The organism is Pseudomonas sp. 50_B, assembly GCF_017491625.1.
Classification (GTDB): Bacteria; Pseudomonadota; Gammaproteobacteria; order Pseudomonadales; family Pseudomonadaceae; genus Aquipseudomonas; species Aquipseudomonas danubii.
In genome coordinates this window covers 240622-263772 of the sequence record NZ_JAFGYX010000002.1, presented here as the reverse complement: position 1 = coordinate 263772, position 23151 = coordinate 240622, and the positions used below count along the sequence as shown (strand labels likewise).

The 23151-nt window shown below is 61.5% G+C and carries 22 protein-coding genes; 4 read left to right on the top strand and 18 right to left on the bottom strand.

The features are described from left to right. Positions 1–122 precede the first annotated feature (122 nt). From J5M73_RS04285 to J5M73_RS04260, 6 genes are all read right to left on the bottom strand, one after another. A complete protein-coding gene (locus tag J5M73_RS04285) occupies positions 123–776 on the bottom strand; it encodes an HAD family hydrolase (RefSeq protein WP_102860782.1) in 654 nt (217 codons plus the stop codon). Positions 777–816: 40 nt separating this feature from the next. Continuing rightward, positions 817–1806, bottom strand: a complete 990-nt coding sequence (locus tag J5M73_RS04280; RefSeq protein ID WP_102860783.1) for an ABC transporter ATP-binding protein — start codon at positions 1804–1806, stop codon at positions 817–819. Next, a complete protein-coding gene (locus J5M73_RS04275) occupies positions 1803–2603 on the bottom strand; it encodes an ABC transporter permease (protein WP_102860784.1) in 801 nt (266 codons plus the stop codon). Before J5M73_RS04275 ends, J5M73_RS04280 begins: the two co-directional genes overlap by 4 nt. Further along, positions 2590–3435, bottom strand: coding sequence for an ABC transporter permease subunit (locus tag J5M73_RS04270; protein WP_102860785.1), 846 nt, complete (start codon positions 3433–3435; stop codon positions 2590–2592). Before J5M73_RS04270 ends, J5M73_RS04275 begins: the two co-directional genes overlap by 14 nt. Continuing rightward, the gene (locus J5M73_RS04265; RefSeq protein WP_102860786.1) at positions 3432–4238 is read right to left on the bottom strand and encodes an alkaline phosphatase family protein; all 807 of its coding nucleotides are present in this window, start codon (positions 4236–4238) and stop codon (positions 3432–3434) included. Before J5M73_RS04265 ends, J5M73_RS04270 begins: the two co-directional genes overlap by 4 nt. Before the next feature lie 136 nt (positions 4239–4374). Beyond that, a complete protein-coding gene (locus tag J5M73_RS04260; RefSeq protein ID WP_102860787.1) occupies positions 4375–5442 on the bottom strand; it encodes an ABC transporter substrate-binding protein in 1068 nt (355 codons plus the stop codon). A gap of 363 nt (positions 5443–5805) precedes the next feature. Here J5M73_RS04260 and J5M73_RS04255 point away from each other — a divergent pair, with 363 nt between their 5' ends. Continuing rightward, positions 5806–6519 carry a UTRA domain-containing protein gene (locus tag J5M73_RS04255; RefSeq protein ID WP_102860788.1) on the top strand — a complete coding sequence of 238 codons (714 nt, stop codon included), beginning with the start codon at positions 5806–5808 and terminating at the stop codon, positions 6517–6519. Positions 6520–6558: 39 nt separating this feature from the next. Here the strand turns inward: J5M73_RS04255 and J5M73_RS04250 are convergent, their stop codons facing one another. The 7 genes from J5M73_RS04250 to minC all read right to left on the bottom strand — a co-directional run bounded on the left by J5M73_RS04250 (position 6559) and on the right by minC (position 13247). Beyond that, positions 6559–8715 (bottom strand): mechanosensitive ion channel domain-containing protein, encoded by a 2157-nt coding sequence (locus J5M73_RS04250; RefSeq protein ID WP_102860789.1) that lies wholly within the window; start codon positions 8713–8715, stop codon positions 6559–6561. A gap of 79 nt (positions 8716–8794) precedes the next feature. Continuing rightward, positions 8795–9001 carry a hypothetical protein gene (locus tag J5M73_RS04245; RefSeq protein WP_102860790.1) on the bottom strand — a complete coding sequence of 69 codons (207 nt, stop codon included), beginning with the start codon at positions 8999–9001 and terminating at the stop codon, positions 8795–8797. Between the two features lie 83 nt (positions 9002–9084). Further along, a complete protein-coding gene (locus tag J5M73_RS04240; RefSeq protein WP_102860791.1) occupies positions 9085–10374 on the bottom strand; it encodes a M18 family aminopeptidase in 1290 nt (429 codons plus the stop codon). A 140-nt stretch (positions 10375–10514) separates the two neighbouring features. Continuing rightward, positions 10515–11150 carry an RluA family pseudouridine synthase gene (locus J5M73_RS04235; RefSeq protein ID WP_102860792.1) on the bottom strand — a complete coding sequence of 212 codons (636 nt, stop codon included), beginning with the start codon at positions 11148–11150 and terminating at the stop codon, positions 10515–10517. Positions 11151–11242: 92 nt separating this feature from the next. After that, the gene (minE, locus tag J5M73_RS04230; protein WP_007898843.1) at positions 11243–11497 is read right to left on the bottom strand and encodes a cell division topological specificity factor MinE; all 255 of its coding nucleotides are present in this window, start codon (positions 11495–11497) and stop codon (positions 11243–11245) included. Then, the gene (gene minD / locus J5M73_RS04225; protein ID WP_011062650.1) at positions 11497–12309 is read right to left on the bottom strand and encodes a septum site-determining protein MinD; all 813 of its coding nucleotides are present in this window, start codon (positions 12307–12309) and stop codon (positions 11497–11499) included. Before minD ends, minE begins: the two co-directional genes overlap by 1 nt. Before the next feature lie 200 nt (positions 12310–12509). Further along, complete coding sequence (gene minC, locus J5M73_RS04220; RefSeq protein ID WP_102860793.1) at positions 12510–13247, bottom strand: septum site-determining protein MinC; 738 nt, start codon at positions 13245–13247, stop codon at positions 12510–12512. A gap of 122 nt (positions 13248–13369) precedes the next feature. Between minC and J5M73_RS04215 the strand changes: the two genes are divergently transcribed. Both J5M73_RS04215 and J5M73_RS04210 read left to right on the top strand, forming a co-directional pair. Continuing rightward, positions 13370–14302: a lipid A biosynthesis lauroyl acyltransferase gene (locus tag J5M73_RS04215; RefSeq protein WP_102860794.1), complete on the top strand. Its 933-nt coding sequence runs from the start codon at positions 13370–13372 to the stop codon at positions 14300–14302. A gap of 50 nt (positions 14303–14352) precedes the next feature. Then, positions 14353–15510: a patatin-like phospholipase family protein gene (locus tag J5M73_RS04210; protein WP_102860795.1), complete on the top strand. Its 1158-nt coding sequence runs from the start codon at positions 14353–14355 to the stop codon at positions 15508–15510. A 44-nt stretch (positions 15511–15554) separates the two neighbouring features. Here J5M73_RS04210 and denD read toward each other — a convergent pair whose 3' ends face one another. Further along, positions 15555–16529 (bottom strand): D-erythronate dehydrogenase, encoded by a 975-nt coding sequence (gene denD / locus J5M73_RS04205; RefSeq protein WP_102860796.1) that lies wholly within the window; start codon positions 16527–16529, stop codon positions 15555–15557. 16 nt (positions 16530–16545) lie between these two features. After that, positions 16546–17856, bottom strand: coding sequence for an MFS transporter (locus tag J5M73_RS04200; protein WP_102860797.1), 1311 nt, complete (start codon positions 17854–17856; stop codon positions 16546–16548). 161 nt (positions 17857–18017) lie between these two features. On the opposite strand from J5M73_RS04200, the gene J5M73_RS04195 reads away from it, so the two are divergent. Next, positions 18018–18803 carry a FadR/GntR family transcriptional regulator gene (locus J5M73_RS04195; RefSeq protein ID WP_102861001.1) on the top strand — a complete coding sequence of 262 codons (786 nt, stop codon included), beginning with the start codon at positions 18018–18020 and terminating at the stop codon, positions 18801–18803. A gap of 78 nt (positions 18804–18881) precedes the next feature. On the opposite strand, the gene J5M73_RS04190 is transcribed toward J5M73_RS04195, so the two are convergent. The 3 genes from J5M73_RS04190 to J5M73_RS04180 form a co-directional block, all read right to left on the bottom strand. Then, complete coding sequence (locus J5M73_RS04190) at positions 18882–19667, bottom strand: outer membrane protein OmpK (RefSeq protein WP_102860798.1); 786 nt, start codon at positions 19665–19667, stop codon at positions 18882–18884. A gap of 637 nt (positions 19668–20304) precedes the next feature. After that, positions 20305–21663, bottom strand: coding sequence for a nucleobase:cation symporter-2 family protein (locus tag J5M73_RS04185; RefSeq protein WP_102860799.1), 1359 nt, complete (start codon positions 21661–21663; stop codon positions 20305–20307). Between the two features lie 172 nt (positions 21664–21835). Continuing rightward, positions 21836–23149 (bottom strand): urate hydroxylase PuuD, encoded by a 1314-nt coding sequence (locus J5M73_RS04180; RefSeq protein ID WP_102860800.1) that lies wholly within the window; start codon positions 23147–23149, stop codon positions 21836–21838. Positions 23150–23151: the final 2 nt, after the last annotated feature.

Genomic DNA, 23151 nt, shown 5'->3' with positions numbered 1-23151 from the left:
TTGCTGGCGTAGGAGCCGGCTGGCCGGCGAAAGGGTGTTGCAATCCGCTTGGCTGGCAAGTTGGCTCCTACACCAGCCAGCTTCTATAGAAGCTGGCTGTCCGGGCATTTCAGGGCCAAGGGTTACTTCCAGTGGTGGATCGGCCAACCGGACTTCTCTGCATGTTCGCGCAGTATCGGGTCCGGGTTCACCACCTGGGGATGGTCTACCCGCAGTAGCAGCGGCAGGTCATTGCGCGAGTCGGAGTAGAACGTCGCGCCTTCCAGGTTTTCTTCCTCGGCGTCCAGCCATTCCAGCAGGCGGGTGATCTTGCCTTCGCGGTAGGTCAGAGTGCCAAGGGTATTGCCGCTATATACGCCGTGCAGTACTTCCAGCTCAATGCCCAGCACTTCGTCGATGCCCAGGCGGGCGGCAATCGGCTTCACCAGATGGGTGCCCGAGGCGGAAATCACCAGGATCCGGTCGCCGGCCTGGCGGTGAGCGGCGATAGTCTTGCAGGCGTCGCTGAAAATGATCGGCTCGATCACCTCTTCCACCCAAGGCTCCACCAGGTGCGCCACCTCCTCCGGGGTACGCCCTGCCATGGGTTCCAGGCTGAAGCTCATGAACTCTTCCATGGCCAGCTTGCCGTGACTGTAAGCGTCCATCAGTTCGTTGTTGCGACGCATGAACGACTCGCTGTCGACCCAGCCAAGGCGGCCCATCTGTGCGCTCCAGAGGGTGGCGCAGTCGCCGTGGATCAGGGTTTCGTCCAGATCAAAAATTGCCAAGGCCATCAGTACAGCTCTCTCTTCAGGATCAATTGCGTGAAAGCCATCAGGCTACCTCACACAGGGCGGCAGGATCGATGGTCAGCGCCAGACGTTGGCCGTCAGCGTGCAGGTCATCGGCCGAACGGTTGAGTACATCCACCACCAGCTCCACGCCGCGAGCCTCGACCCGGTAGCGAATCACATTGCCCAGCAGGCTGTGGCTGCGGACCAGCGCATCAAGCTGGCCCTCTCTGCCGAGTTCGATGGCTTCCGGGCGAATGGCGATACGCCCGCTGACCGGGCGCTGCAGCAGCTTGCTGGCGCTTTCGGCGTCCAGCAGGTTGTAGTTGCCGATAAAACCCGCCGCGAATACATCCACCGGTGCGGTGTAGAGCGTTTCAGCATCGCCGCTCTGGACGATCCTGCCCTGGTTCATCAGGAAGATCCGGTCGGACATGGTCAGCGCTTCTTCCTGGTCGTGGGTGACGAAGATGGTAGTCAGGCCCAGTTCCCGCTGGATGTTGCGGATCTGTTCACGCAGGTGCTTGCGGATACGTGCATCCAGGGCCGACAACGGCTCGTCCAGCAACAGCAAGCGCGGCCGGGTCACCAGGGAGCGGGCCAGAGCCACCCGCTGGCACTGGCCGCCGGACAGTTGGTGTGGATAACGACTGGCAAAGTCATTGAGCTCCACCAGTTGCAAGGCTTCAAGGACCCGCTTGCGGCTGTCGTCGGCGTTGACCTTCTGCATACGCAGGCCGAAGGCGACGTTCTGTTCCACGGTCATGTTGGGAAACAATGCATAGCTCTGGAACACCATGCCGATCCCGCGTTTCTGTGGGCTCAAGGGCACGATGTCCTGGCCATCGAGAAGGATCTTGCCACCGTCCACGGGGGTCAGTCCGGCGATGCAGCGCAGCAGGGTGGACTTGCCGCAGCCGGACGGGCCCAGCAGGGTGACGAACTCGCCTTTCTGGATTTCGCAATTGATATCGCTGAACACCGTGGTGCCTGCGTAGTTCTTTTGCAGGTGTTGGACGCTGACGAAGCTCATTGGCTTTTGTCCTTGTTCAAGATGTTGGCGGCCCAGGTCAGAACCAGCACAAAGAAGAAGTAGGAGATCACCAGGGCGCTGGTGAAGTGGCCGCTGCTGTTACGCATGTTGTTCAGGTAGACCTGCAGGGTTTCATAGCGGGTGCCCACCAGGATGTTGGCGAACACGAACTCGCCGAACAGGAACGAGAAGGACAGCAGCAACGCCACCATCAGGCCTTTGCGCAGGTTGGGCAGGACCACCAGGAAGGCTGCCTGCCAGGTGCTGGCGCCGAGCAGTTGGGCGGCGTCCATCAGGTCGCGCAGGTTGATCGCTTGCAGGTTGTTGGTGATGGCCCGGTACATGAACGGCAGCGCCACGGTGAAGTAGCAGCCGATGAGGATCCAGGGCGTGCCAACCATGGCGAAGGGCCCTGAGCCATAGAGCTGCAGCAGGCCCACCGAGGACACCACTGGCGGCACCGCGAAGGGCAGCAGGATCAGGATGTTCATCAAGGCGTCGAGCTTGGGAAAGTGGTAGTGCACCACAAACAGCAGCGGCAGGATCAGCACCACCGACAGCACCAGCGCGCCGACGCAGACCAGCAGCGACTGGCCGAAAGCATTGAGGAAGCGCGGGTCGCTCCACAGCTGCAGGTACCACTTGAAGGTGAAACCGCTGGGCAGGATGGTGGCCGACCAACTGCTGGCGATGGAGTAGACAAGGGTCCCCAGCAGCGGCAGCAACAGGATGGCGAACAGCAGGTAGACCACCACCCGGTGGTACAGGGCGGCGGAGCCGGGTTCAGCGCGAGACATGGTAGCTCCTCTTCAACAGCAGCTGATGGACGATGGTGACCAGGGTCATCAGCGCTACCAGCACCACGGCCAGGGCGCTGGCCATGTTCGGGTCCAGTGAGATGTCCCCGGAAACCATGGCGGCAATGCGGATCGGCAGCACGTTGAAGTTGCCGGTGGTCAGGGCGTAGACCGTGGCATAGGCGCCCAGGGCATTGGCCAGCAGGATGACGAAGGTGCCCAGCAATGCCGGGGTCAGCACGGGCAGCCCGATGTGGCGCCAGAACTGCCAGCCGTTGGCGCCCAGCAGCGCGGCGGATTCACGCCAGTCTTCGCGCAGGGCGTCGAAGGCCGGGTACAGCAACAGCACCCCCAGGGGAATCTGGAAGTAGGTGTAGAGAATGATCAGCCCGGTCTTGGAGTACAGGTTGAAGTCCTGAATGATCCCCGACTGCTTGAGCATGATGGTGATGGTGCCGTTGAAGCCCAGGAGGATGATGAAGGCAAAGGCCAGGGGCACGCCGGAGAAATTGCTGGTCATGTTGGCGAAGGCGTTGACGAAGTTGCGCAGTTTGGAGTCCACCCTGCGCAAGGAGTAACTGCCCAGCACCGCAATGATGATGCCGAACACGCTGGACCAGAAACTGATCTCCAGGCTGTGCTGGATGGCCTGCAGGTAGAACTTCGAGCTGAAGATCTTGCTGAAGTTGGCCAGGCCCCAGCCGAGCTCTTCCGACTGCAGGCTGTTGATCAGCACCCACACCAGCGGGGCGATCTGGAACACGATGAAGAACAGGGCAAAAGGCACCAGACAGAGTGCCGCCAGCCATTTGCCGCGGGTGACTGAATTCACTGCAACAGCTCCCGGCAGAAGGGTTTGTCATGGGCCACGCCCAGTAGTTGGCAGATGGTGCCGCACAGTTCGGTCTGCTTTGGCGTGGCACCTGGGTCGAGACTGAAGGCATTGCCGAGAACGAACAACGGAACTTCCCGCTCCTCGGCCAAGAGACCGTTGTGGGAGCGGTCGTTGTTCATGCCGTGGTCGGCGGTCACCAACACCTGGTAGCCAGCATCGAGCCAGCCTTGCAGATAGTCGGCGAGGATGATGTCTGCCGAACGCGCGCTGTTGCGGTACTGGGTGCTGTCGAGGCCGTGCTTGTGCCCGGCGTCATCGATGTTCATCGGGTGCACCAGGAGAAAATCCGGTTGGTGCCGCAGGCGCAGGCTCTCCGCATCGGCGAAGAGATGGGAGTCGGGATAGTGATCGTTCCAATAGAAATGGCCGTGCTGGATCGGCAACTCGGGATTGGCGGTGTGCCGGTCCCGTGGTGCATTGAAGGGACTGCGGTTGTACAGCTCGCTGACCCAATGATAGGCCGCGGCGGCAGTGGAGCGGCCGGCCTCGCGGGCGTAGTGGAAAATGCTGCGCTGGGTGGACAGGCGCGAGACCTGGTTGTGGACGATACCGCTGTCGATCGGCGCGACACCGGTGAGGATGCACTCGTACAGCGGCCGGGACAGGGCCGGCAATTCGCATTGCAGCTTGTACAGGGCGCTGCGGCCTGCGCCGACGTAGGCTTGCAGGTGGCCCATGGCGTGTCGGGCAACTTCGTGGTTGAGGCCGTCGAGCACCACAAGGATGACGTTGTGCTTCATGAACGGGGGAACTCCGGGATCAGGCAACGCATGGAACCTGTAGGAGCGGCCGGACGGCATTGCCCTTGCCGGCGAAGGTGCCTGCACGCTCGTACAGGCCTTCGCCGGCAAGCCGACTCCTACGACTGATGCAGTATTACGGCATGTTGATGATCACTTCTTCCTGCCACTTCTGCGGCAGGGACTTGGAGGTTTTCTCCCAGGCATCGGCGTCCTTGATTGGGGTTACGTGCTTGTATTGCTCGTTGGGCAGCAGGTTGGCCTGGACGTCCGCCGGCAGAGTCAGATGCTCGGCCCGGATCGGGCGCGCATTGCCGCGAGCCAGGTTGGTCTGGCCGGCATCGCTGAAGATGTACTCGCGGGTCAGCTTGGCGGCGTTGGGATGCTTGGCGTATTTGTTGATGATGGTGGTGTAGCCGGAGATGACCGAGCCGTCGGATGGGATCAGCACTTCGTAGTCATCCTTGTTGACCATCTTGTTGCGGTAGCTCAGGCCGTTGAAATCCCAGACCACGCCCACTTCCACTTCACCTTTCTCCATGGTGGCGATGGTCGGGTTGGCCAGGGACAGGCGCCCCTGCTTGGCGATCTCGGCGAACATCAGCAGCGCCGGCTGGATGTTCTTTTCGTCGCCGCCCTTGGCGATGGCCGCGGCCAGCACGCCGTTGGCGGCTTGGGCTGCGGTGCTCACGTCACCGATGGAGACTTTGTACTTGCCTTTCTCCAGATCTGCCCAGCTCTTCGGCGCCTCAGACCCGTGCAGCAGCTTTTTATTGATGATGAAGGCGATGGTGCCGGTATAGGCCAGCGCCCAGTTGCCGTCTTTGTCCTTGGCCCAGTCCGGGACCTGGGCCCAGGTGCTGGGTTTGTAGGGTTGGGCCACACCCTGCTTGACTGCGATGGGGCCGAAGGCGGCGCCGACGTCGCCGATGTCGGCGCTGGCGTTGTCTTTTTCCGCAGCGAACTTGGCGATCTCCTGGGCCGAACTCATGTCGGTGTCGATGTGCTTGAGGCCGTAGATTTTCGCCAGGTCCTCCCAGGTGCCTTTCCAGTTGGCCCAGTCGTCGGGCATGCCGACGCTGTTCACCGCGCCTTCTGCTTTCGCAGCGGCTTCCAGGGTTTTCAAATCGTTGTCAGCAGCCATGGCGGCGGTGCACAGGGCAATGGTCGAACCTAACAGTGATGCCAGGAAAAGCTGTTTCATCCGAAGCTCCTTTGGGCGTGTTCAACGCTGCGTTGTTATCGACGGTCTTGCGGTGGGTTGGTCTAGGTCAGCAATACCTGAGCCAATTTAGGCGTGTTGGATGACACTTTGATGTCGGTGCCAACGGTCGGCGCATGGATTCGGGCGCAGGTTCGGCGCTGCGAAATAAGCGTAGACCATGCCCAAACACCCGTTCTGCAAGGTTCTGGCGGGCAATTTGCAGGTTCACCAGAGGCTCGCTCAGCGGCGTTGTCATCTATCAGTCATATGCATTGCCTAGGCTTTGGACACGGCTGCAGAGCGCTGTCCCGACCACTGCGCTGCCCTGAAACAGTGCTGGTCTAGTCCAGATAGGTAACGTTGATGCGTATTGATGCAACCAAAGCGGTGACAGCCATCGGCCAGGTTCTGCAGGAGCAGATCGCCCATGGTCTGTTGGCACCCGGCAGCAAGCTGCCGGCCGAGCGCAAGCTCAGCGAGTTGTTCGCCACCACCCGCATCACCGTGCGTGAGGCCCTGCTGCAATTGGAGGCCCAGGGGCAGATCTACCGCGAGGAGCGCCGGGGCTGGTTCGTTTCGCCGCCGCGGCTGGCCTACAACCTGATGCAGCGCAGTCACTTTCACGCCATGGTCAGCGCCCAGGGGCGAGTGCCTTCCACTGAGGTGATCTCGGCGCGCCTGCAACCGGCGTCGGCGGCGGTCTGCGCCTGGCTGCAATTACCGGCACTGTCCAGCGTGATCCAGATCTGTCGAGCGCGGCGCATCGATGACCGGCTGGTGCTGTATGTGGAGCACTACCTGAACCCCAAGTACTTTCCACACATTCTCGACCTGGATTTGAACCAGTCGATCACCGAGCTCTATGCCCGGCATTACGACCTGCATTACGGGCGGGTGCGCTTCGAGATCGTGCCCACCTCATTGCAGCCGGAAGCGGCGGCGGCCCTGAAGGTGTCGGTGGGCAGCCCCGGGCTGCGCATCGCCCGGGTCAACTATGACCAGCACGAGCGGCTGATCGACTGTGATCTGGAATTCTGGCGGCATGACGCAATTCACGTGGGCGTTGACGTTCTTTAGACGCCAGTGCCGTTGGCCGGCAAGACGGCGCCTACGGGGTCATTGCTTTTCCGGGGCGCTGCCGGGGGTGATCACCTGGATGCTCATGCGCGGGGTGGCCAGGTCCAGTCCGGCTTCGTCCAGGTGACGCTTGAGGGACAGGTTGAACGCCCGGGACACTTCCCATTGCTTGATCGGCGCGGTCTTGAAACGGGCCCGTAGGATGGCGCTGCCGGACTCGAAACTCTCCACTCCCTGGATCTCCAGAGGCGACCAGATGTTGCGTCGTTGCAAGGGATCGGTACGCATCTTCTGGCCCACATCGCGCATCAGCTTGATTGCGTCGTCGATCTCCATGTTGTAGGGAATCGCCACGCGAAAGATCGCGTAGCCGAACTCCCGGGAGTAGTTCTTGATGCTCTTGATTTCGCTGAACGGGATGGTGTGCACGATGCCGTCGATGTCCCGCAGGCGCACGGTACGGATGGTCAGGCCCTCGACGGTGCCCAGGTGACCGCCGACATCCACGTAATCGTCGATGGCCAGGGAGTCCTCGATGATGATGAACAGACCGGTAATCAAGTCTGCCACCAGCGACTGGGCGCCGAAACCGATGGCCAGACCGATGACACCGGCACCGGCCAGCAGCGGTGTGACGTTCATGCCCATGTTGGCCAGGGCGACGATGGTGGCGATGATGAAAATCGCCACGAACAGCACGTTGCGGATCAGCGGCATCATGGTCTGTGCGCGGGCGTTGGCCAGGCCCTTGCGCGAGCGGGTCAGGGCGTGATGCACCGCGGTGTCGCTCAAGATCCAGATCAGCCAGGCGAAGATCAGGGTGCCTGCGAGGCTGAACAGCTTGACGCTGACTTCATGGCCGTCGCCTTCGGTGAAGCGGATCAGCGACATGCCCCACACCCGCAGGCCCAGTTCGATGAACGCCAGCCACACCGCCAGATGGGCCAGGGTATAGAAGAAGCTTTTCAACCGTTCGGAATACAGCGCATGGCGCTTGTGCCCACGCTGGGGCTTGAGGGCGTGGCGCCGCACCAGGCCGTTGATCACCATGCACAGCACCAGCAGCACCGTGCACAACAGTGACTGGCGCAGGGCCGTGCTGGTGTCGCCGGCGGAAACGAAGGTGGCGAACAGCGAAATGCCCACCAGCACCAGGGCGGGGAGATACCAGAAGGTGCCAATGATTTCGATGGTGTCGCTCAAGGCGCGGCGGGTCAGGCGCCGGGACAACGGTTGGTTGCGGATCAGGTGCGCGATCGGCCGGCGAAAGCGCAGGATGAATACCCCGGTGGACAGCGCCGCCATGACATTGGCGAAAGTCGCTGCGGTATGGGCCAGGTGTTGGCCGAGGCTGGCCACCATCCGAGGGTCGCTCAGGGCCTCGCCGAACGCGGCGAAGCTGCCGATCCACCACAGTGGTCGGAACGCCTGGCGGCGCAGGATATACAGGGCACGATGACGATGCGGACCATCGAGGACGGAAAACGCCACCACACAGATCGCCGAAAAACAGGTGCCCACCACCAGGGCGTAGGCCAGGACCATGGCCAGGTCCTTGCCCAATGACGAGGGCAGGGAGTAGGTCATGTAGACGGTGATCAGCAGAGCGATCAGCCAGGGGCCGAGCTTGCGCAGGGCGAAGCGCAGCAAGTCCCAGGTCTTGGGGTGCTGGGGCAGTTCCTCGGTGAGACCGAAACGCAGGCGCACCCGGTGGCTGAGCCAGATCAGCGCCGCCGCCAGCAGACTCCAGACCATGAGAATCAGGGCAAAGGCAAAAATGATCGGTAGCCATTGGCTGGCTGGCAGCATCAACGCCGACAGTTCTTCCTGGGCTTGATCGAACTCGTCGGTCCAGCGGTTCAAGGGGCTATCAGCGCCGGAGAACTGTTTCTCCAGGCTCGACAGAGTGCCGCCGATCAGGCCGAGCACGCCTTCTTCAGTGGCGGGCTGGGCTTTTTTCGTGGCGTCCCGGAGCTTTTTCAGATCAGCCAGCAGCTTGGCGCGTTGCTGGTCGTTTTCCAGGGACTTGATCACCTCGTCCAAAGACTGCCCCAGGGGCTCTTCGGCCTGTGGTTGCGGTTTGCTCTGGTTGCCCAGCAGGCCCGGCAGGCCAACCGCCTGCGCACTGCTCAGGGGCAGGAGGGTCAGCAGGCAGACAAGCGCAAAGCAGGGCAGGGCGAAAAGACGAGCGAACACTGGGCGGTCAACCTCGGAGAAAATCGGATCAACCGAGTGTACGAGGCCGCCAAATTCAATGCGAGGGCGAGCGCGGCATTTATTCCGCCAGTTTGGCGAGGATTTTGTAAACCACAGTGCCGAGAATCAGCAGCATGCCGATCCACATGCTGAACACACCGAGGTTCTTGTCCCGGAAGTTGAAGCCGATGGCCAGGAGAATCATGCCCGTGAGAATCGGGATGAGCATGGAGTGGAACGCAGACATCGAGATCATGGCGACGGCCTTGTCAGGAAGAGTACTCATAAGTCTAGGTCGCTTTACCGCGCCCCGGGTTGATGTGTATCAGAAACCGGCGGTGCCCCCTGAGGGGCGCCCGCGGTGACAACTCAGGGCAGTTCGTGGCTGGCGTAGAAGGCGCTCAGCACCTTTACCAGGTGGGCCAGGTCATGGCTGCCACAGAGTTCACGGATCGAGTGCATGGCGAAGGTCGGCAAGCCGATGTCGACAGTGCGCACGCCCAGGTGGCTGGCGGTGATCGGGCCGATGGTCGAGCCGCAACCCATGTCGCTACGCACCACGAAGCTCTGCACCGGGACTTCCTCGGCCATGCACAGATGGCGGAAGAAACCGGCGGTTTCGCTGTTGGTGGCGTAGCGCTGGTTGCTGTTGACCTTGATCACCGGGCCGGCATTGAGTTTCGGGCCGTGATTGGCGTCGTGCTTGTCAGCGTAGTTGGGGTGCACGCCGTGAGCGTTGTCTGCGGAAATCAGCAGCGATTTCTGGATGGTACGGACGAACTCGTCGCCTTCGGGCAGCAGGCGGCGCAGGGTCTGTTCGAGCATCGGGCCATCGGCGCCGCAAGCCGAGCAGGAGCCGACTTCTTCATGGTCGTTGCACACCAGTACGCAGGTTTCCTCGCTGTCGGCTGTCAACAGGGCCTGCAGCCCGGCGTAGCAGGACAGCAGGTTGTCCAGGCGTGCACCGGCAATGAAGTCACCGTGCAGGCCGATCACCGCGGCGTTCTGGGTGTCGTAGAAACTCAGCTCGTAGTCCAGCACCACATCGGCGTTCAGACCGTGTTCGCGGGCCAGTTGGTCGGTCAGGACCGCGCGGAAATCCACACGTTCGTCACCGGCAAACTGGGCAAGGATCGGCGGCAATTCGTTCTGCGCGTTGATCGCCCAGCCCTGATTGGCTTCACGGTTGAGGTGGATGGCCAGGTTGGGAATGATCGCGATGGGGGCCTTGAAGTCGATCAGTTGGCTTTCCACCTTGCCATCGCGGCGGAAGGTTACGCGGCCGGCCAGTGACAGGTCACGGTCGAACCAGGGAGCCAGCAGTGCGCCGCCATAGACTTCCACACCCAGTTGCCAGAAACCCTGGCGCTGCAGTTCAGGCTGAGGCTTGACCCGCAGGCAGGGGCTGTCGGTGTGGGCGCCCACCAGGCGGATGCCGCCTTGCAGGGGCGAATGCCGGCCCAGCTTGAAGGCGACGATGGAGGAGTCGTTGCGGGTGACGTAGTAGCGGCCGTTGGCTTCGGTGGTCCACGGCTCGCGCTCGTCGAGGCGCTGGTAACCTGCCGCTTCCAGACGTTGAACAAGGCTGGCAGTGGCATGGAAAGGGGTAGGGGAGGCCTTGAGGAAGTCGATCAGGCCTTGGTTCAACTCTTCGCGCATAAGTAGCTCCAGACAGCAGTGGCGCGAGTTTAACGTATAGCAGGGCACTGTAGGAGCCGGCTTGCCGGCGAAGCGGTTGTCGACCTGGGGGATGGTCGTCAGGGGGCCTTCGCCGGAAAACCCGCTCCTGCAGAACGCTGTCAGAAGGGCGCGGGGCAATCGAAGCGCAGGCGCTCACCGGTCTGGGGATGAGTGAAACTGAGCATGCTGGCATGCAGGCACAGCCTTGGCCAGGCGGCCAAGGCCTGCGGGTGGGCGTAGAGGCCATCGCCCAGTAGTGGGTGCCCGATGGACAGCATGTGTACCCGCAACTGATGAGAGCGGCCGGTGATGGGGGTCAGCTCGACCCGGCACCAGTCGCCGCAGCGCTCCAGCACTCGCCAGAAGGTCAGGGCGTGCTTGCCGAATTCGTGGTCCACCACATGCCGGGGTTTGGTTGGCGGGTCATAGCGCAAGGGCAGATCGATGCTGCCGCTGTCCAGTTCCGGCTGGCCCCAGCACAGGGCGGTGTAGGCTTTTTCGGTTTCGCGGTCATGAAACTGTCGCGACAGTTCGCGATGGGTGTCTGCGTCCCGGGCCAGGAGAATGATCCCTGAGGTTTCCCAATCCAGTCGGTGGACGATACGGGCTTCGGGGTAGCCGTTTTCCTGCAGGCGAGTGATCAGGCAGTCCTTGTTGTCGTCGGCGCGACCGGGGACTGAAAGCAGCAGGGTGGGTTTGTTCACCACCAGGACGGCGGGGTCCTGATGCAGGATGTGGATATTCGACAACGGCATTAAAACAGCCTCGTAACAAACGCCAACGGCGGCTCGCCGACCTCAATGCTGTGCATGAAGTCAGCGAGCCGCCGTGGCTCCCGTCGGATCAATCAGCGATCAGGCAGGGTGATATTGAGTTCCAGGATCGAGCAACTGCCCTGGTTTTCCAGAGCGACGTGCACGTCGTCGGACCCGATATTGACGTACTTGCGGATCACTTCCACCAGTTCCTTCTGCAAGGCGGGCAAGTAATCAGGGGTGCTGCGCTGGCCGCGTTCATGCGCCACGATGATCTGTAGACGCTCTTTCGCTACCGACGCGGTGCTGACCTTTTTGCTGGCACGAAAGAAGTCAAAAAGATTCATTATCTACCTCCAAACAGGCGCTCGAAGAATCCCTTCTTCTCGACATCAAGGAACCGGTGTTCCACGGTTTTGCCCAGCAAACGATCGACCGCGTCGCTGTAGGCCTGGCCCGCATCGCTCTGGTCGTCGAGAATCACCGGCACGCCCTGGTTGGAAGCCTTGAGCACGGCCTGGGATTCTGGAATCACGCCCAGCAGGGTCACTGCGAGAATTTCTTTGACGTCTTCAACGCCAAGCATTTCGCCATTGCTGACGCGCTCCGGGTTGTAACGGGTCAACAGCAGGTGCTCCTTGATCGCGTCTTCGCCTTTTTCGGCGCGGCGGGACTTGCTGGCCAGCAGGCCGAGCATACGGTCGGAGTCGCGGACCGAGGAGACTTCAGGGTTGGTCACGACAATCGCTTCGTCGGCGAAGTACATGGCCAAGTGGGCGCCTTTCTCGATACCGGCTGGGGAGTCGCAGACCACGAACTCGAAAGTTTCCTTGAGTTCCATCAGGACTTTTTCCACGCCTTCCAGGGTCAGCGCGTCTTTGTCGCGGGTCTGGCTGGCGGCCAGTACGTAGAGGTTTTCCAGGCGCTTGTCTTTGATCAGGGCTTGCTGCAGGTTGGCTTCGCCATTGACCACGTTGACGAAGTCATACACCACGCGACGCTCGCAACCCATGATCAGGTCGAGGTTACGCAGGCCGACGTCGAAGTCGACGATGACTGTTTTGTGACCACGCAGAGCGAGGCCGGTACCGATAGCGGCGCTGGTGGTGGTTTTACCCACACCACCCTTGCCGGATGTAACCACGAGAATCTTGGCCAAGGTGTTTCACCCCTAAGGAAAAAGGACTTTTAGCCCCTGAAAAACATCTCTTGAAAACTACTGCAGTCGGACAGCCTTGGCTGGAGCTCGGTCAGCGGCAGGGTTTATCGTCGATAAACTCTGCTGATTGCCAATTTCCTACTTCGTTTGAGCCGTAATCGCTACGTTTTAGAGATGCTTGGAAAATGCGGCAGTATCCGTTAAAGACGTGTGATGTTCAACACGTCACCCGACAGGCTGACCTGGACTCCAGAGCCCCACAAAGGGTCGCGCCGCAGGTCTTCGGAAACCTTGTACTGACCGGCGATGGAGATCAGTTCAGCGCTCAATTGCTGACAGAAAATCCGTGCCTTGGTGTCACCTTTGACGCCAGCCAGCGCCCGACCACGCATTGGGCCGTATACATGGATATTGCCATCGGCGAGAAGTTCCGCGCCGGGGCTGACCGAGGACACCACCACCAGATCGCCACCTTGGGCATAGATCTGCTGTCCGCCGCGTACTGGCGAAGTGATGATGCGGGTCGGTTTGACGGTTGGTTCAGGCGGCTTTTCCGGTACTTTCTTGACCTCGCTTTCCGGCGGATCGAGTGGGCGCTCCCGAGCACCGGAAGGTGGCAGTACTGGCAGATCGACGGCGATGGCCGCTGCAATGTCTTCAATCCGGCTGGCGCGGATCGCCAGGGTACGCAGACCGTGCTGGCGGCAGACACGCATGAGCCCGGGCAGATCCACCGAGCCCTCGGCAGCAGGCAGCTTGTCCAGCGCCAGTACCAGTGGCGCGTTGCTGAAGAAGTTTGGCGCCTGGGCGACCTTCGCGGCCAGTTGGCGATCGAGGCCTTCAAGGTCGTTGCGGGCCAGTTCCAGCACCGTGATGGCGAGCATGCTGCCCTTTAACTGGAACACAGGATCTTGGTCTAGCGATTCGGTTTGGCTCATGGTCTGCAGAAGGCGGCTTGTCACTAAAAGTGCCGAGACTTATAACGAGATCGCCCGCGCCCCGCAAGCCAGGTCGAACCGATGTAGAATGCGCGACCTTGTTGTCTGTCCCGGAATCTGTAATGGATCGCCCGCGTTTTCGAGCTGCATTCTTGTCTCCACGTTTCTGGCCGCTGTGGCTGGGACTTGGCGTGTTATGGCTGATCGTCCAGCTGCCTTATCCCGTGCTCCTGCAAATCGGTCGCGCCCTGGGGGCGTTGATGTACCGAGTAGCTGGCGATCGACGGTCTATCGCCCGACGCAATCTGGAACTGTGTTTCCCGGAAAAAACCGCCGCAGAGCGCAAGCGCCTGCTCAAGGAAAACTTCGCCTCCACCGGGATCGCCTTCTTCGAAATGGCCATGAGCTGGTGGTGGTCCAGGCAGCGTCTGGCGCGCCTGGCCCATGTCGAAGGCCTGGAACACCTCAAGCAGGCCCAGCGCGAAGGTCACGGGGTGATTCTCATGGCCCTGCACTTCACCACCCTGGAAATTGGCGCGGCGCTGCTGGGGCAGCAGCACACCATCGATGGCATGTACCGCGAGCACAAGAACCCGCTGTTCGATTTCATTCAGCGTCGTGGCCGCGAGCGACACAACCTGGATTCCCTGGCCGTGGAGCGAGAGGACGTGCGCGGCATGCTCAAGCTGCTGCGTTCCGGTCGGGCCATCTGGTATGCACCGGACCAGGACTATGGCGCCAAGCAGAGCCTGTTCGTGCCGTTGTTCGGCATCCAGGCGGCTACCGTGACCGCCACCAGCAAGTTCGCCCGCCTGGGCAAGGCGCTGGTCGTGCCTTTCACCCAGGAGCGCCTGGCCGATGGCAGTGGGTATCGCCTGGTGATTCATGCACCCCTGACGGATTTTCCCGGTGCCACTGAAGAAGAGGATTGCCTGCGGATCAATCAGTGGGTGGAAAGTGCGTTGCGCGCCTGTCCCGAGCAGTACCTCTGGGCCCATCGACGCTTCAAGAGCCGGCCACCGGGCGAGCCCAAGCTTTACAAGAAGCGCGGTTGACCACCTGGCATTGATTGCCGGACCTTGTGCGCCACGGATGGAGTGAGTTGATGAGTGTTGCGCAACCGATCACAGGTTTGATTCTTTCCGGCGGTGGTGCCCGGGCCGCCTATCAGGTGGGCGTGCTGGCGGCGATTGCCGAGCTGTTGGGGCCTGGGGCGCGCAATCCGTTTCCGGTGATCGTTGGTACCTCTGCCGGGGCTATCAATGCGGTCAGCCTGGCCAGTGGGGCCACGGATTTTCCCGCGGCAATCGAACGCCTCACGGCATTCTGGCGCAGCTTTCGCAGCGATCAGGTGATGCGCAGCGATTGGCCGGGAGTGATTCGCCAGGCCAGTCGTTTTGTCGGCCATAGCCTGTTGGGGCTCGGTGCACAGGTGCCGGTGGCGCTGATCAACAACTCGCCGCTACGCGACCTGCTCAATCAGCACATGCATCTTTCGGGCATCAACCAGGCCATTTCCCAAGGCCAACTGCATGCGGTAGCGGTGACGGCCTTCGGCTACGAATCCGGACAGGCGGTGACTTTTTATCAAGGTGGTGGGGTCATCGATCCCTGGTTGCGTCATCGGCGCATCGGCGTTCCCACGCAGCTGACGGTGGACCACCTGCTGGCCAGCGCGGCGATCCCCTTGCTGTTCGCGCCAGTGAAGCTTGACCAGGAGTATTTCGGCGACGGTGCCGTGCGCCAGTCGGCGCCCATCAGCCCGGCGTTGCACCTGGGGGCCAGCCGCGTGCTGGTGGTGGGGGTCAGTGGCAACCCGCGGGGCAATGATCCAGACGCCACCCGGCAGCGTTCTTACACCGGGCAGCAGCCGACTCTGGCGCAGATTGGTGGCCATATGCTCAACAGCACCTTCATTGACAGCCTGGAAAGCGATATCGAACTGCTGGAGCGGCTCAATCATTTCAGTCGACTGTTACCTGGCAGTGCGGCGGATCGCGGCTTGGGTATTGCGCCGGTGGAAGTGCTGGTGATTGCCCCGAGTCAGCCGATCGACGAAATAGCGGCGCGGCACCGGCAGGAGTTGCCAGCGGCACTGCGCTTGTTCCTGCGCGGACCGGGGGCAACCCGGACCAGTGGTGCCGGGGTCCTGAGCTATTTGCTGTTCGAGGCGTCGTATTGCAGCGAGTTGATCGAACTGGGGCGCAGTGACGCCCTGGCCAAGGGCGAGGAGTTGGCGCGGTTTCTGGGCCTTAAGGGTTGAAGCCCGGGCTCAGCCGATGAGCCCGGGATTTTCCCAGCCTGAGGTCAGTGAGGCAGGTAGTCCTGGATGAACTGGCGGATCACACCGATAAAATCCTCGTCCGCGGTAAAACCCAGCTCGCTGGCATATCTGGCACTGAAGGCTCCCGGCCAGGAGCCGACGATGCGTTCGATCCTGGCGTCCGGGCGTAGCTGAATACGCTGGGCAACTTCGTCTCCGGCCACTTCCCGCAGCGCGTCGATCATCTGCGCCACGGTCAGCGACAGACCGGGCATGTTGATCACTCGGCCCTGACTCAAGCGCTCTGCGGCCAGTTCATGACCATGGATCAGGTTGGCAATGGCCCGGGCTGGAGACATCAACCAGAGTCGGGTATCCGGGGCCACCGGGCAGACACTGGCCTGGCCATTGAGGGGTTCGCGGATGATACCGCTGGCGAAGCTGGACGCCGCCAGGTTCGGTTTGCCTGGTCGCACCACGATGGTGGGCATGCGCAGGCTGCGACCATCGACGAAGCCGCGTCGGCTGTAATCGGCGAGCAGCAGGTCATTCATGGCTTTCTGGGTCCCGTAGGAGCTTTGCGGAGCCCAGACCTGATCATCGTCGACGTTCTCCGGCAGTTGCCCACCGAAGACGGCCACAGAACTGGTCATCACCCACTTTGGGCAGGAGCCCAGCTGACGCACCCGTTCCAGCAGACCTTGGGTCGCACTGAAGTTGACCCGCATGCCCAGTTCGAAATCGCCTTCCGCCTGGCTGGAGACCACGGCGGCCAGGTGAAAGATGCTATCGGTGTCGGCGTCGATCAGTTTGGCCAGCACCTGTTCATCGCTAATGTCTCCTTCCTTGACCTGCACCCGTGGGTCATCGAGGCCCTGCACGGGCTCGCGGTCAAATGCGGTAATGCGCTTGATGGGCTGCAATTGGCCGTGACGGTCGGTGAGTGTGCCCCGTTGCAGCAAGGCTTCGATCAACCGCCGTCCGAGAAAGCCGGCCGCGCCGGTGACAAGAATATTCATGAGTGGCTCCAAGTGTTCAGCGATTGACGAGTTTTCCGGGAATCTTGAAGACCAGCAGGGCGCCGATGAACAACGCGCTGGCCATGACGTACATGCCGATGGTGGTGCTTTGGGTCAGGTCTTTGAGAAAGCCCATCAGGTAGGGCGAGACAAAGCCGGCGAGGTTGCCCCAGGAGTTGATCAGGGCAATGCCGGCGGCGGCCGCGGTGCCGCCGAGAAAGGCCGTGGGCAGGCTCCAGAACAGCGGCAGGGTGCTGAAGGCGCCCATGGCCCCCAGGGTCAGGCCGATCATCGATACCGTGAAGTTGTCACTCCAGGTGGCGGAAATCATCAGGCCGATACCGCCAAGCACGGCGGTCAGCGCCAGATGCCAACGGCGTTCGCGCAAGCGGTCGGCGCTGCGGGAGATCAGCACCATGGTCAGCGCTGCCGCGGCATAGGGAATCGCCGTGAGCATGCCGACCTCGAACACGTCGCTGACGCCGGCCTGGCGAATCAGCGAGGGCAGCCAGAAGCCAACGGTGTAGAAGCCGGCGATCATGCAGAAATAGATGGCGGTCAGCAGCCAGATCCGGGGTTGCCCGAACACTTGCCTGACGCTGTGAACCTGATGGCCGTCGGCCTCGGCCTCGATTCGGGCCTGCAGCAGGTTTTTTTCTTGGCGGGTCAACCAGCCCGCGTCGGCGATACGGTCGCTGAGGCAGTAGATCACCAGGCCGCCCACCAGGATCGACGGCAAGCCTTCGAGGAAGAACATCCATTGCCAGCCTGCAAAGCCCTGGTGGCCATTGAGGGCACTCATGATCCAACCGGACAGCGGCGCGCCAATCAACCCCGAAAGCGGTACTGCGGTAGCGAACAGGGCGTACATCTTGCCGCGGCGGTTGGAAGGGAACCAGTACGACAGATAGAGGATGACCCCCGGATAGAACCCGGCCTCGGCGATGCCCAACAGAAAGCGCATCACATAGAAAGAGGTAGGGGTGCTGACGAAAGCCATGCACGAGGAAATGATGCCCCAACTGATCATGATGCGAGCGATCCACAGGCGCGCACCGACCCGATGCAGGATCAGGTTGCTGGGAATTTCCACCAGAAAGTAGGCGATGAAGAAAATCCCCGCGCCCAGCCCGTAGACCGCTTCGGAAAATTGCAGGTCTTCGGACATCTGCAACTTGGCGAAGCCGACGTTGACTCGATCCAGGTAGGCCACCAGGTAGCACAGCAGCAGCAACGGCAGGATGCGCCAGGCGACTTTGCGATAAGCCAGGTCTTCAAAGGAAGCGGTGGGGGAGCGGGCGGCAGTTTGCGACAGTGATTCAGTCATGTCTTTACCCATCCTTTTTTCTTGTATTTGGGTGATTTTGTTTTTATCGGACTTGCTGAGGTGTCTTAGATATCATAATACATCATACGAATTCAACGGCCGGATACCGAGCGGGACGGCGTGCATGAAATGCAGTACCGTTAGCCACTTTGAATACAGAGATACCCATGTCCAAGCCTGACAACTCTTCCCTCGCTGTCGACTCCCTGGCGACGCTCAAGGATGCGGCCAAGGGCACCCTGGCGGATCAAGTGACTGCGGCACTCAAGGCGCATATCGCCAGTGGCGAGGCCCTGCCGGGTTCGCGGCTGCCCACCGAGCCGGTCATGTGCGAGCGTTTCGGGGTCAGCCGTACGGTCATCCGCGAGGCGATTTCGCGCTTGAAGTCGGCCGGGCTGGTGGAGGTGCGCCAAGGTAGCGGCACCGTGGTCAGCGAGGGCGCGCATATCAAGGCCTTCACTATCGATCTGGATGTACGCGGGTCGATCGAGGCGGTTCTGCGGGTGACTGAACTGCGACGTGGTATCGAGGGCGAGGCGGCAGCGCTGGCGGCGCAGCGGCACACCCCCGAGCAACTGCAGGCGATCCATCAGGCATTGCTGGCCATCGATGTGGCCGAGCAGGCCGGCCAGGACGGCGTGGAGCAGGACCTGGCGTTTCACTTGTCGATTTCCCAGGCCACCGGCAATCCGCTGTATCCCTCATTGCATGAGTTCATTGCCCAGTTCATCAAGGAGGCGATCCGCATTACCCGTTCCAATGAGGAGCGGCGCCGGGACCTGGCGCACTCGGTGCGCGATGAGCATTTCGCGGTCTATGGGGCCATCGCCGCGCGTGATGTCGAAGGGGCGCGGCAAGCAGCGCTGAGCCACATCCACAATGCGGTGGAGCGGCTCAAGAGTGCCGATCCAGGATTCTGGCGGGACTCCGGATCACGTCTTGCCTGATAGGCAGCGTCGCGCTGGCCCATCAGTCTGAGTGGCCGGCTCTCATCGGAACATGAGGGCCGGCCGTCTCAGGGGGTATCAGAAGTGGTATTTGACCAACAGGCTGGCGGTGTCCTGGTTGGTCTCGAAGTTACGCGAATCCTTGATGCCGTATTTGTTCTTCCAGTAGTCGTACTCGAAACCGACGTACAGCTGCTTGGCGCCCCAGTTCAGTGCCTTGCCCAGGTCATATTTGATCTGTGGGTTGAAGTGCAGGTTGGCGTGGTAGGTGCCTTTGGCGTTCTGGTCGTTGTCCACCACCCAGTCCATGAAACCGTCGATCAGGATGTCCGAGCGGCCCACGGGAATGGTGTAGGACCACACCGGAGTGATCTGCCAGACGTTGTCACCCGGGCGGCTGCCTTCGGTGTGGCGCTGGTAGAAGTTCAGCTGGAAGTAGTCGAAGCCCGGTACTGCCAGGTCGAAGCCCGGGCCGATCAGGTAGGACTCATTGTCGCCTTCGCCGAATTCGTAAGTGAACGCCAGGAGCACGTCCTTGATCGGGCCGAATTCCAGTTTCTGGTCGAAGATCTTGCCGAACGACAAGCGTGGCGAGAACTCGCCGTAGTAGGTGTCCGGGCCGACATTGCCGTCTTCCTTGCCGTTGTAGAAGATGCGGTCGAGGAAAAAGAAGTTGTCCCCGTACTTCCAGGCGTCGGCGTGTTCGAAGGTGACCGTCTGTTGAATCTGCGGGTTGACTTCGAAGTTCTTGCCATACAAGTAAGTCAGGCTGTTGTTCTGCCATTGCAACAGGTCGCCAGCCACGGCCTGCCCCCCGGCCAGCAGACTGGTGGCCAACATCAGGCTCTTGCACATCGATTTCATTCGGTTGCTCCCAAGTAGGTAGTTCCACGTTTTTTTTGGCTTGACGCTCTGGTGTGGCGCCTTTTTTCTTTGCTGTAAAAAAACCATCCGATCGGTCAGCTTTGTTGCTTTTAGCAAGAGCTGAGCCAAGGCCGAAAAAAAGCAAAAAACTCCCGTCCAGCTGTAGCGATACAGCCGGGCGAGAGTGTTTTCGCGATATTTTCGGGCGCCTTGTTACCTGTCCAGGCCGGGATAAGTTGGCTCTTGGGTCAGGTTTTTCATCCGGGCTTTTTTTTAGACCAGATTTGCGCGGCCGCGGAGAATACTGGCTCTCACGGCAGGGCTCAAGTGCGCCGCAACGGCGCACTTGCAACCACTTTGGGGCAGGCAGGCCGGCCATATCAGGCAGGTATCCGCAATGAAGGGCAATAGCCGGGCAATGATCGCTGGCCATCGGGGCGATGGGCCGGCGCCAATGGCCATGGAGCGGCCACCGCCAGAGGGGCCTGGGCAGGCTGCATAGGAGTGCTCCCTGTTTGTTTTTATTGTCAAGGCGCGGCGTCTGTGGGCGGCGCTCGGTCCTGGGGGCCGAGCGCTGCATTCAAGCGTGAACGGTGTAGCAGCCCCCGGGCGCCGAACCGGCGCCCGGGGGGGCGACTCAATGCTGATGAGCGTGGTGTGCGCTGTTGGCCGCGCGCTCGCTGCCGCCGAGGATGTTGAACAGCAGGTTCAGCACCAGGGCGCTCAAGGTCGCCATGGCAATGCCGCTGTGGGTGATGGGGCTCATCCACAGCGGCAGGTGGGCAAAGAACTCCGGGCGGACCACGGGAATTAGGCCCATTCCGATGCTCACAGCCACCAGCAACTGATTGCGGCGGTCAGCGATGTCGGCTTCCTGGAGGATCTTGATCCCGGTGGCGGCCACCATGCCGAACATGGCGATGGCTGCGCCGCCCAGTACCGCTGGAGGAATCGAGGCCACCAGGAACGCTGCTTTGGGCAGCAGGCTGAGGATGATCAGCAGGCCACCGGCGACGATGGTCACGGAACGGCAGCGCACCCCGGTCATCTGCACCAGGCCGATGTTCTGGGCGAAGGAAGAGTGGGTGAAGGTGTTGAGGAAACCGGCGAAGAACGACGCCCCGGCATCACACAGCAGGCCGCGGCGCAGCATGCGCGGGGTGACCTCCTGGCCGGTGATCTTGCCCAGGGCCAGGAACATCCCGGTGGACTCGACGAAGATGATCACCACCACCAGGCACATGGACAGGATGGGGGCAAGATGGAACTGCGGCATGCCGAAGTGCAGCGGCGTGACCACCTGCAGCCAGGGCGCCTGGGCCATGCCACTGAGGTCAACCATGCCGATCAGGCCGCAGAGGATGTAGCCCAGGCCCATGCCGATCAGCACGGAAATATTGACCCAGAAGCCACGCATGAAGCGATGGATCAACAGGATAGTGCCCAGCACCAGCGCGGCGATAGCCAGGTAGATGGGTGACCCGAATTGCGCGGCAGCGCTGCCGCCGCCGGCCCAGTTCACCGCCACTGGAAACAGTGACAAACCGATCGAGGTGATGACCGTCCCAGTGACCAGGGGCGGGAAGAAACGCACCACCTTGGACATGAACGGCGCAATCAGCATGCCGAAGAACCCTGCGGCGATGGTCGCACCGAAAATCCCCTGCATGCCGATCCCGGGCATGCCGGCCATGGCCACCATGCTGCCGACGGCGGCGAAGCTGGCCCCCATCATCACCGGCATGCGAATGCCCATGGGGCCGATGCCCAGTGACTGGACGATGGTGGCGATCCCCGCTACCAGCAGGTCGGCATTGATCAGGAAGGCGATTTCTTCACGACTCAGGCCCGCGGCCTGTCCGATGATCAGCGGCACCGCAATTGCACCGCCGTACATCAGCAGAACGTGTTGCAGACCGACCAGGATCAGTTGCAAGAAGGGCAGACGCTGAATGGCGGGCGCATCGGGGACGCACTGTTCGGATGAATCGGACATGCAACACCTCGGATCTTTTTATTCTTGTGATTTAACCGCTGCGTCTTTACGCGCAGCGTGTCTGCAACGGGCGAAGCTTGAGCGGCTGATGGCAATCAAGCCCGCCCCTACAGATGAATCCGGTTCTGTAGGGGCGAGCTTGCTCGCGAATCGGCCCGGCGACAGGCGCTGATCAGTTGGTCTGGGCGCCCTGGGCAATCCAGGCACCGATCAGTTCACGTTCCTGTTGGGTCATCTGCGTGATGTTGCCCAATGGCATGATCTGACTGGCGACGGACTGGGCCTGGATACGTGCGGCTTGCAGGCGGATCTGTTCCGGGGTATCGAACATCACCCCGGCCGGTGCCGTGCTGAACAGGGGGCTGGTGGGCTTGGCCGAATGGCAAACCGTGCAGCGCTCCTGGATCACGTTATGCACCTTGTCGAAGGATGGCCCGACACTGGATGCCTGTGCCGGACTTGCCGCTGGAGCCGCCGGGGCTTCTGCGCTGGCTGGCGCCGCGGGTTTGGCGCCACCGCCCAGTGCAGTTTCCGGCAGGGGCTGGTACTCGATCTGGCCGGCGGCCTTGGCTACTTCGGGGGCGCTGGGAGCTGGCGTCGGACCAGTCACGTAAGCCAGGCAGATCATGCCCAGTGCAGCAACGGGCAGGGTCCAGGCGAACTTGTGGCTGTCATGCCGGGTGTTGAAGTAGTGACGTACCAGCACCGCCAGGACCGCGATCCCGGCCAGGATCAACCAGTTGTACTGGCTACCGTAGGTGCTCGGGAAGTGGTTGCTGATCATGATGAACAGCACAGGCAGGGTGAAGTAGTTGTTGTGACGCGAACGCAGCAGGCCCTTGGCCGGCAGGGTCGGGTCCGGTGTGCGGTTTTCCGCGATCGCCGCCACCAGTGCGCGCTGGGCCGGCATGATGATGCGGAACACGTTGCCCACCATGATGGTGCCGATGATGGCGCCCACATGCAGGTATGCGCCACGGCCGCTGAACACTTTGCTGAAGCCGTAAGCGGCGGCAATCAGCAGAACGAACAGGATGAAGCCGAGCAGGGCAGGTTTCTTGCCCAATGGCGAATCGCAGAGGAAGTCGTAGACGAACCAGCCGGCAATCAACGCGCCGATACCGATGGCCACGCCTTCAGGGCCGGTCAGGCCGCTGCCGGGGGCAACCAGGTAGAGCATCGGGTTGTAGTAGAACACCAGGCACAGCAGGGCAATCCCCGACAGCCAGGTGAAGTAGGCTTCCCACTTGAACCAGTGCAGGTTCTCCGGCATCGAGGGCGGGGCCAGTTTGTATTTTTCCAGGTGATAGATACCGCCACCGTGAATCGCCCAGAGGTCGCCGGACAGGCCGTCCTTGGGGTTGACGCGATTGAGGTTGTTCTCCAGCCAGACGAAATAGAACGATGCGCCGATCCAGGCCACACCAGTGATCATATGTACCCAACGCACGCTCAGGTTGAGCCATTCCAACAGATGTGCTTCCACAG

Coding starts and splice junctions, on each gene's coding strand:
- J5M73_RS04285 (WP_102860782.1), bottom strand. CDS start 776: ATGGCCTTGGCAATTTTTGATCTGGACGAAACCCTGATCCACGGCGAC.
- J5M73_RS04280 (WP_102860783.1), bottom strand. CDS start 1,806: ATGAGCTTCGTCAGCGTCCAACACCTGCAAAAGAACTACGCAGGCACC.
- J5M73_RS04275 (WP_102860784.1), bottom strand. CDS start 2,603: ATGTCTCGCGCTGAACCCGGCTCCGCCGCCCTGTACCACCGGGTGGTG.
- J5M73_RS04265 (WP_102860786.1), bottom strand. CDS start 4,238: ATGAAGCACAACGTCATCCTTGTGGTGCTCGACGGCCTCAACCACGAA.
- J5M73_RS04260 (WP_102860787.1), bottom strand. CDS start 5,442: ATGAAACAGCTTTTCCTGGCATCACTGTTAGGTTCGACCATTGCCCTG.
- J5M73_RS04255 (WP_102860788.1), top strand. CDS start 5,806: ATGCGTATTGATGCAACCAAAGCGGTGACAGCCATCGGCCAGGTTCTG.
- J5M73_RS04245 (WP_102860790.1), bottom strand. CDS start 9,001: ATGAGTACTCTTCCTGACAAGGCCGTCGCCATGATCTCGATGTCTGCG.
- J5M73_RS04240 (WP_102860791.1), bottom strand. CDS start 10,374: ATGCGCGAAGAGTTGAACCAAGGCCTGATCGACTTCCTCAAGGCCTCC.
- J5M73_RS04235 (WP_102860792.1), bottom strand. CDS start 11,150: ATGCCGTTGTCGAATATCCACATCCTGCATCAGGACCCCGCCGTCCTG.
- minE (WP_007898843.1), bottom strand. CDS start 11,497: ATGAATCTTTTTGACTTCTTTCGTGCCAGCAAAAAGGTCAGCACCGCG.
- minC (WP_102860793.1), bottom strand. CDS start 13,247: ATGAGCCAAACCGAATCGCTAGACCAAGATCCTGTGTTCCAGTTAAAG.
- J5M73_RS04215 (WP_102860794.1), top strand. CDS start 13,370: ATGGATCGCCCGCGTTTTCGAGCTGCATTCTTGTCTCCACGTTTCTGG.
- J5M73_RS04210 (WP_102860795.1), top strand. CDS start 14,353: ATGAGTGTTGCGCAACCGATCACAGGTTTGATTCTTTCCGGCGGTGGT.
- denD (WP_102860796.1), bottom strand. CDS start 16,529: ATGAATATTCTTGTCACCGGCGCGGCCGGCTTTCTCGGACGGCGGTTG.
- J5M73_RS04200 (WP_102860797.1), bottom strand. CDS start 17,856: ATGACTGAATCACTGTCGCAAACTGCCGCCCGCTCCCCCACCGCTTCC.
- J5M73_RS04190 (WP_102860798.1), bottom strand. CDS start 19,667: ATGAAATCGATGTGCAAGAGCCTGATGTTGGCCACCAGTCTGCTGGCC.
- J5M73_RS04185 (WP_102860799.1), bottom strand. CDS start 21,663: ATGTCCGATTCATCCGAACAGTGCGTCCCCGATGCGCCCGCCATTCAG.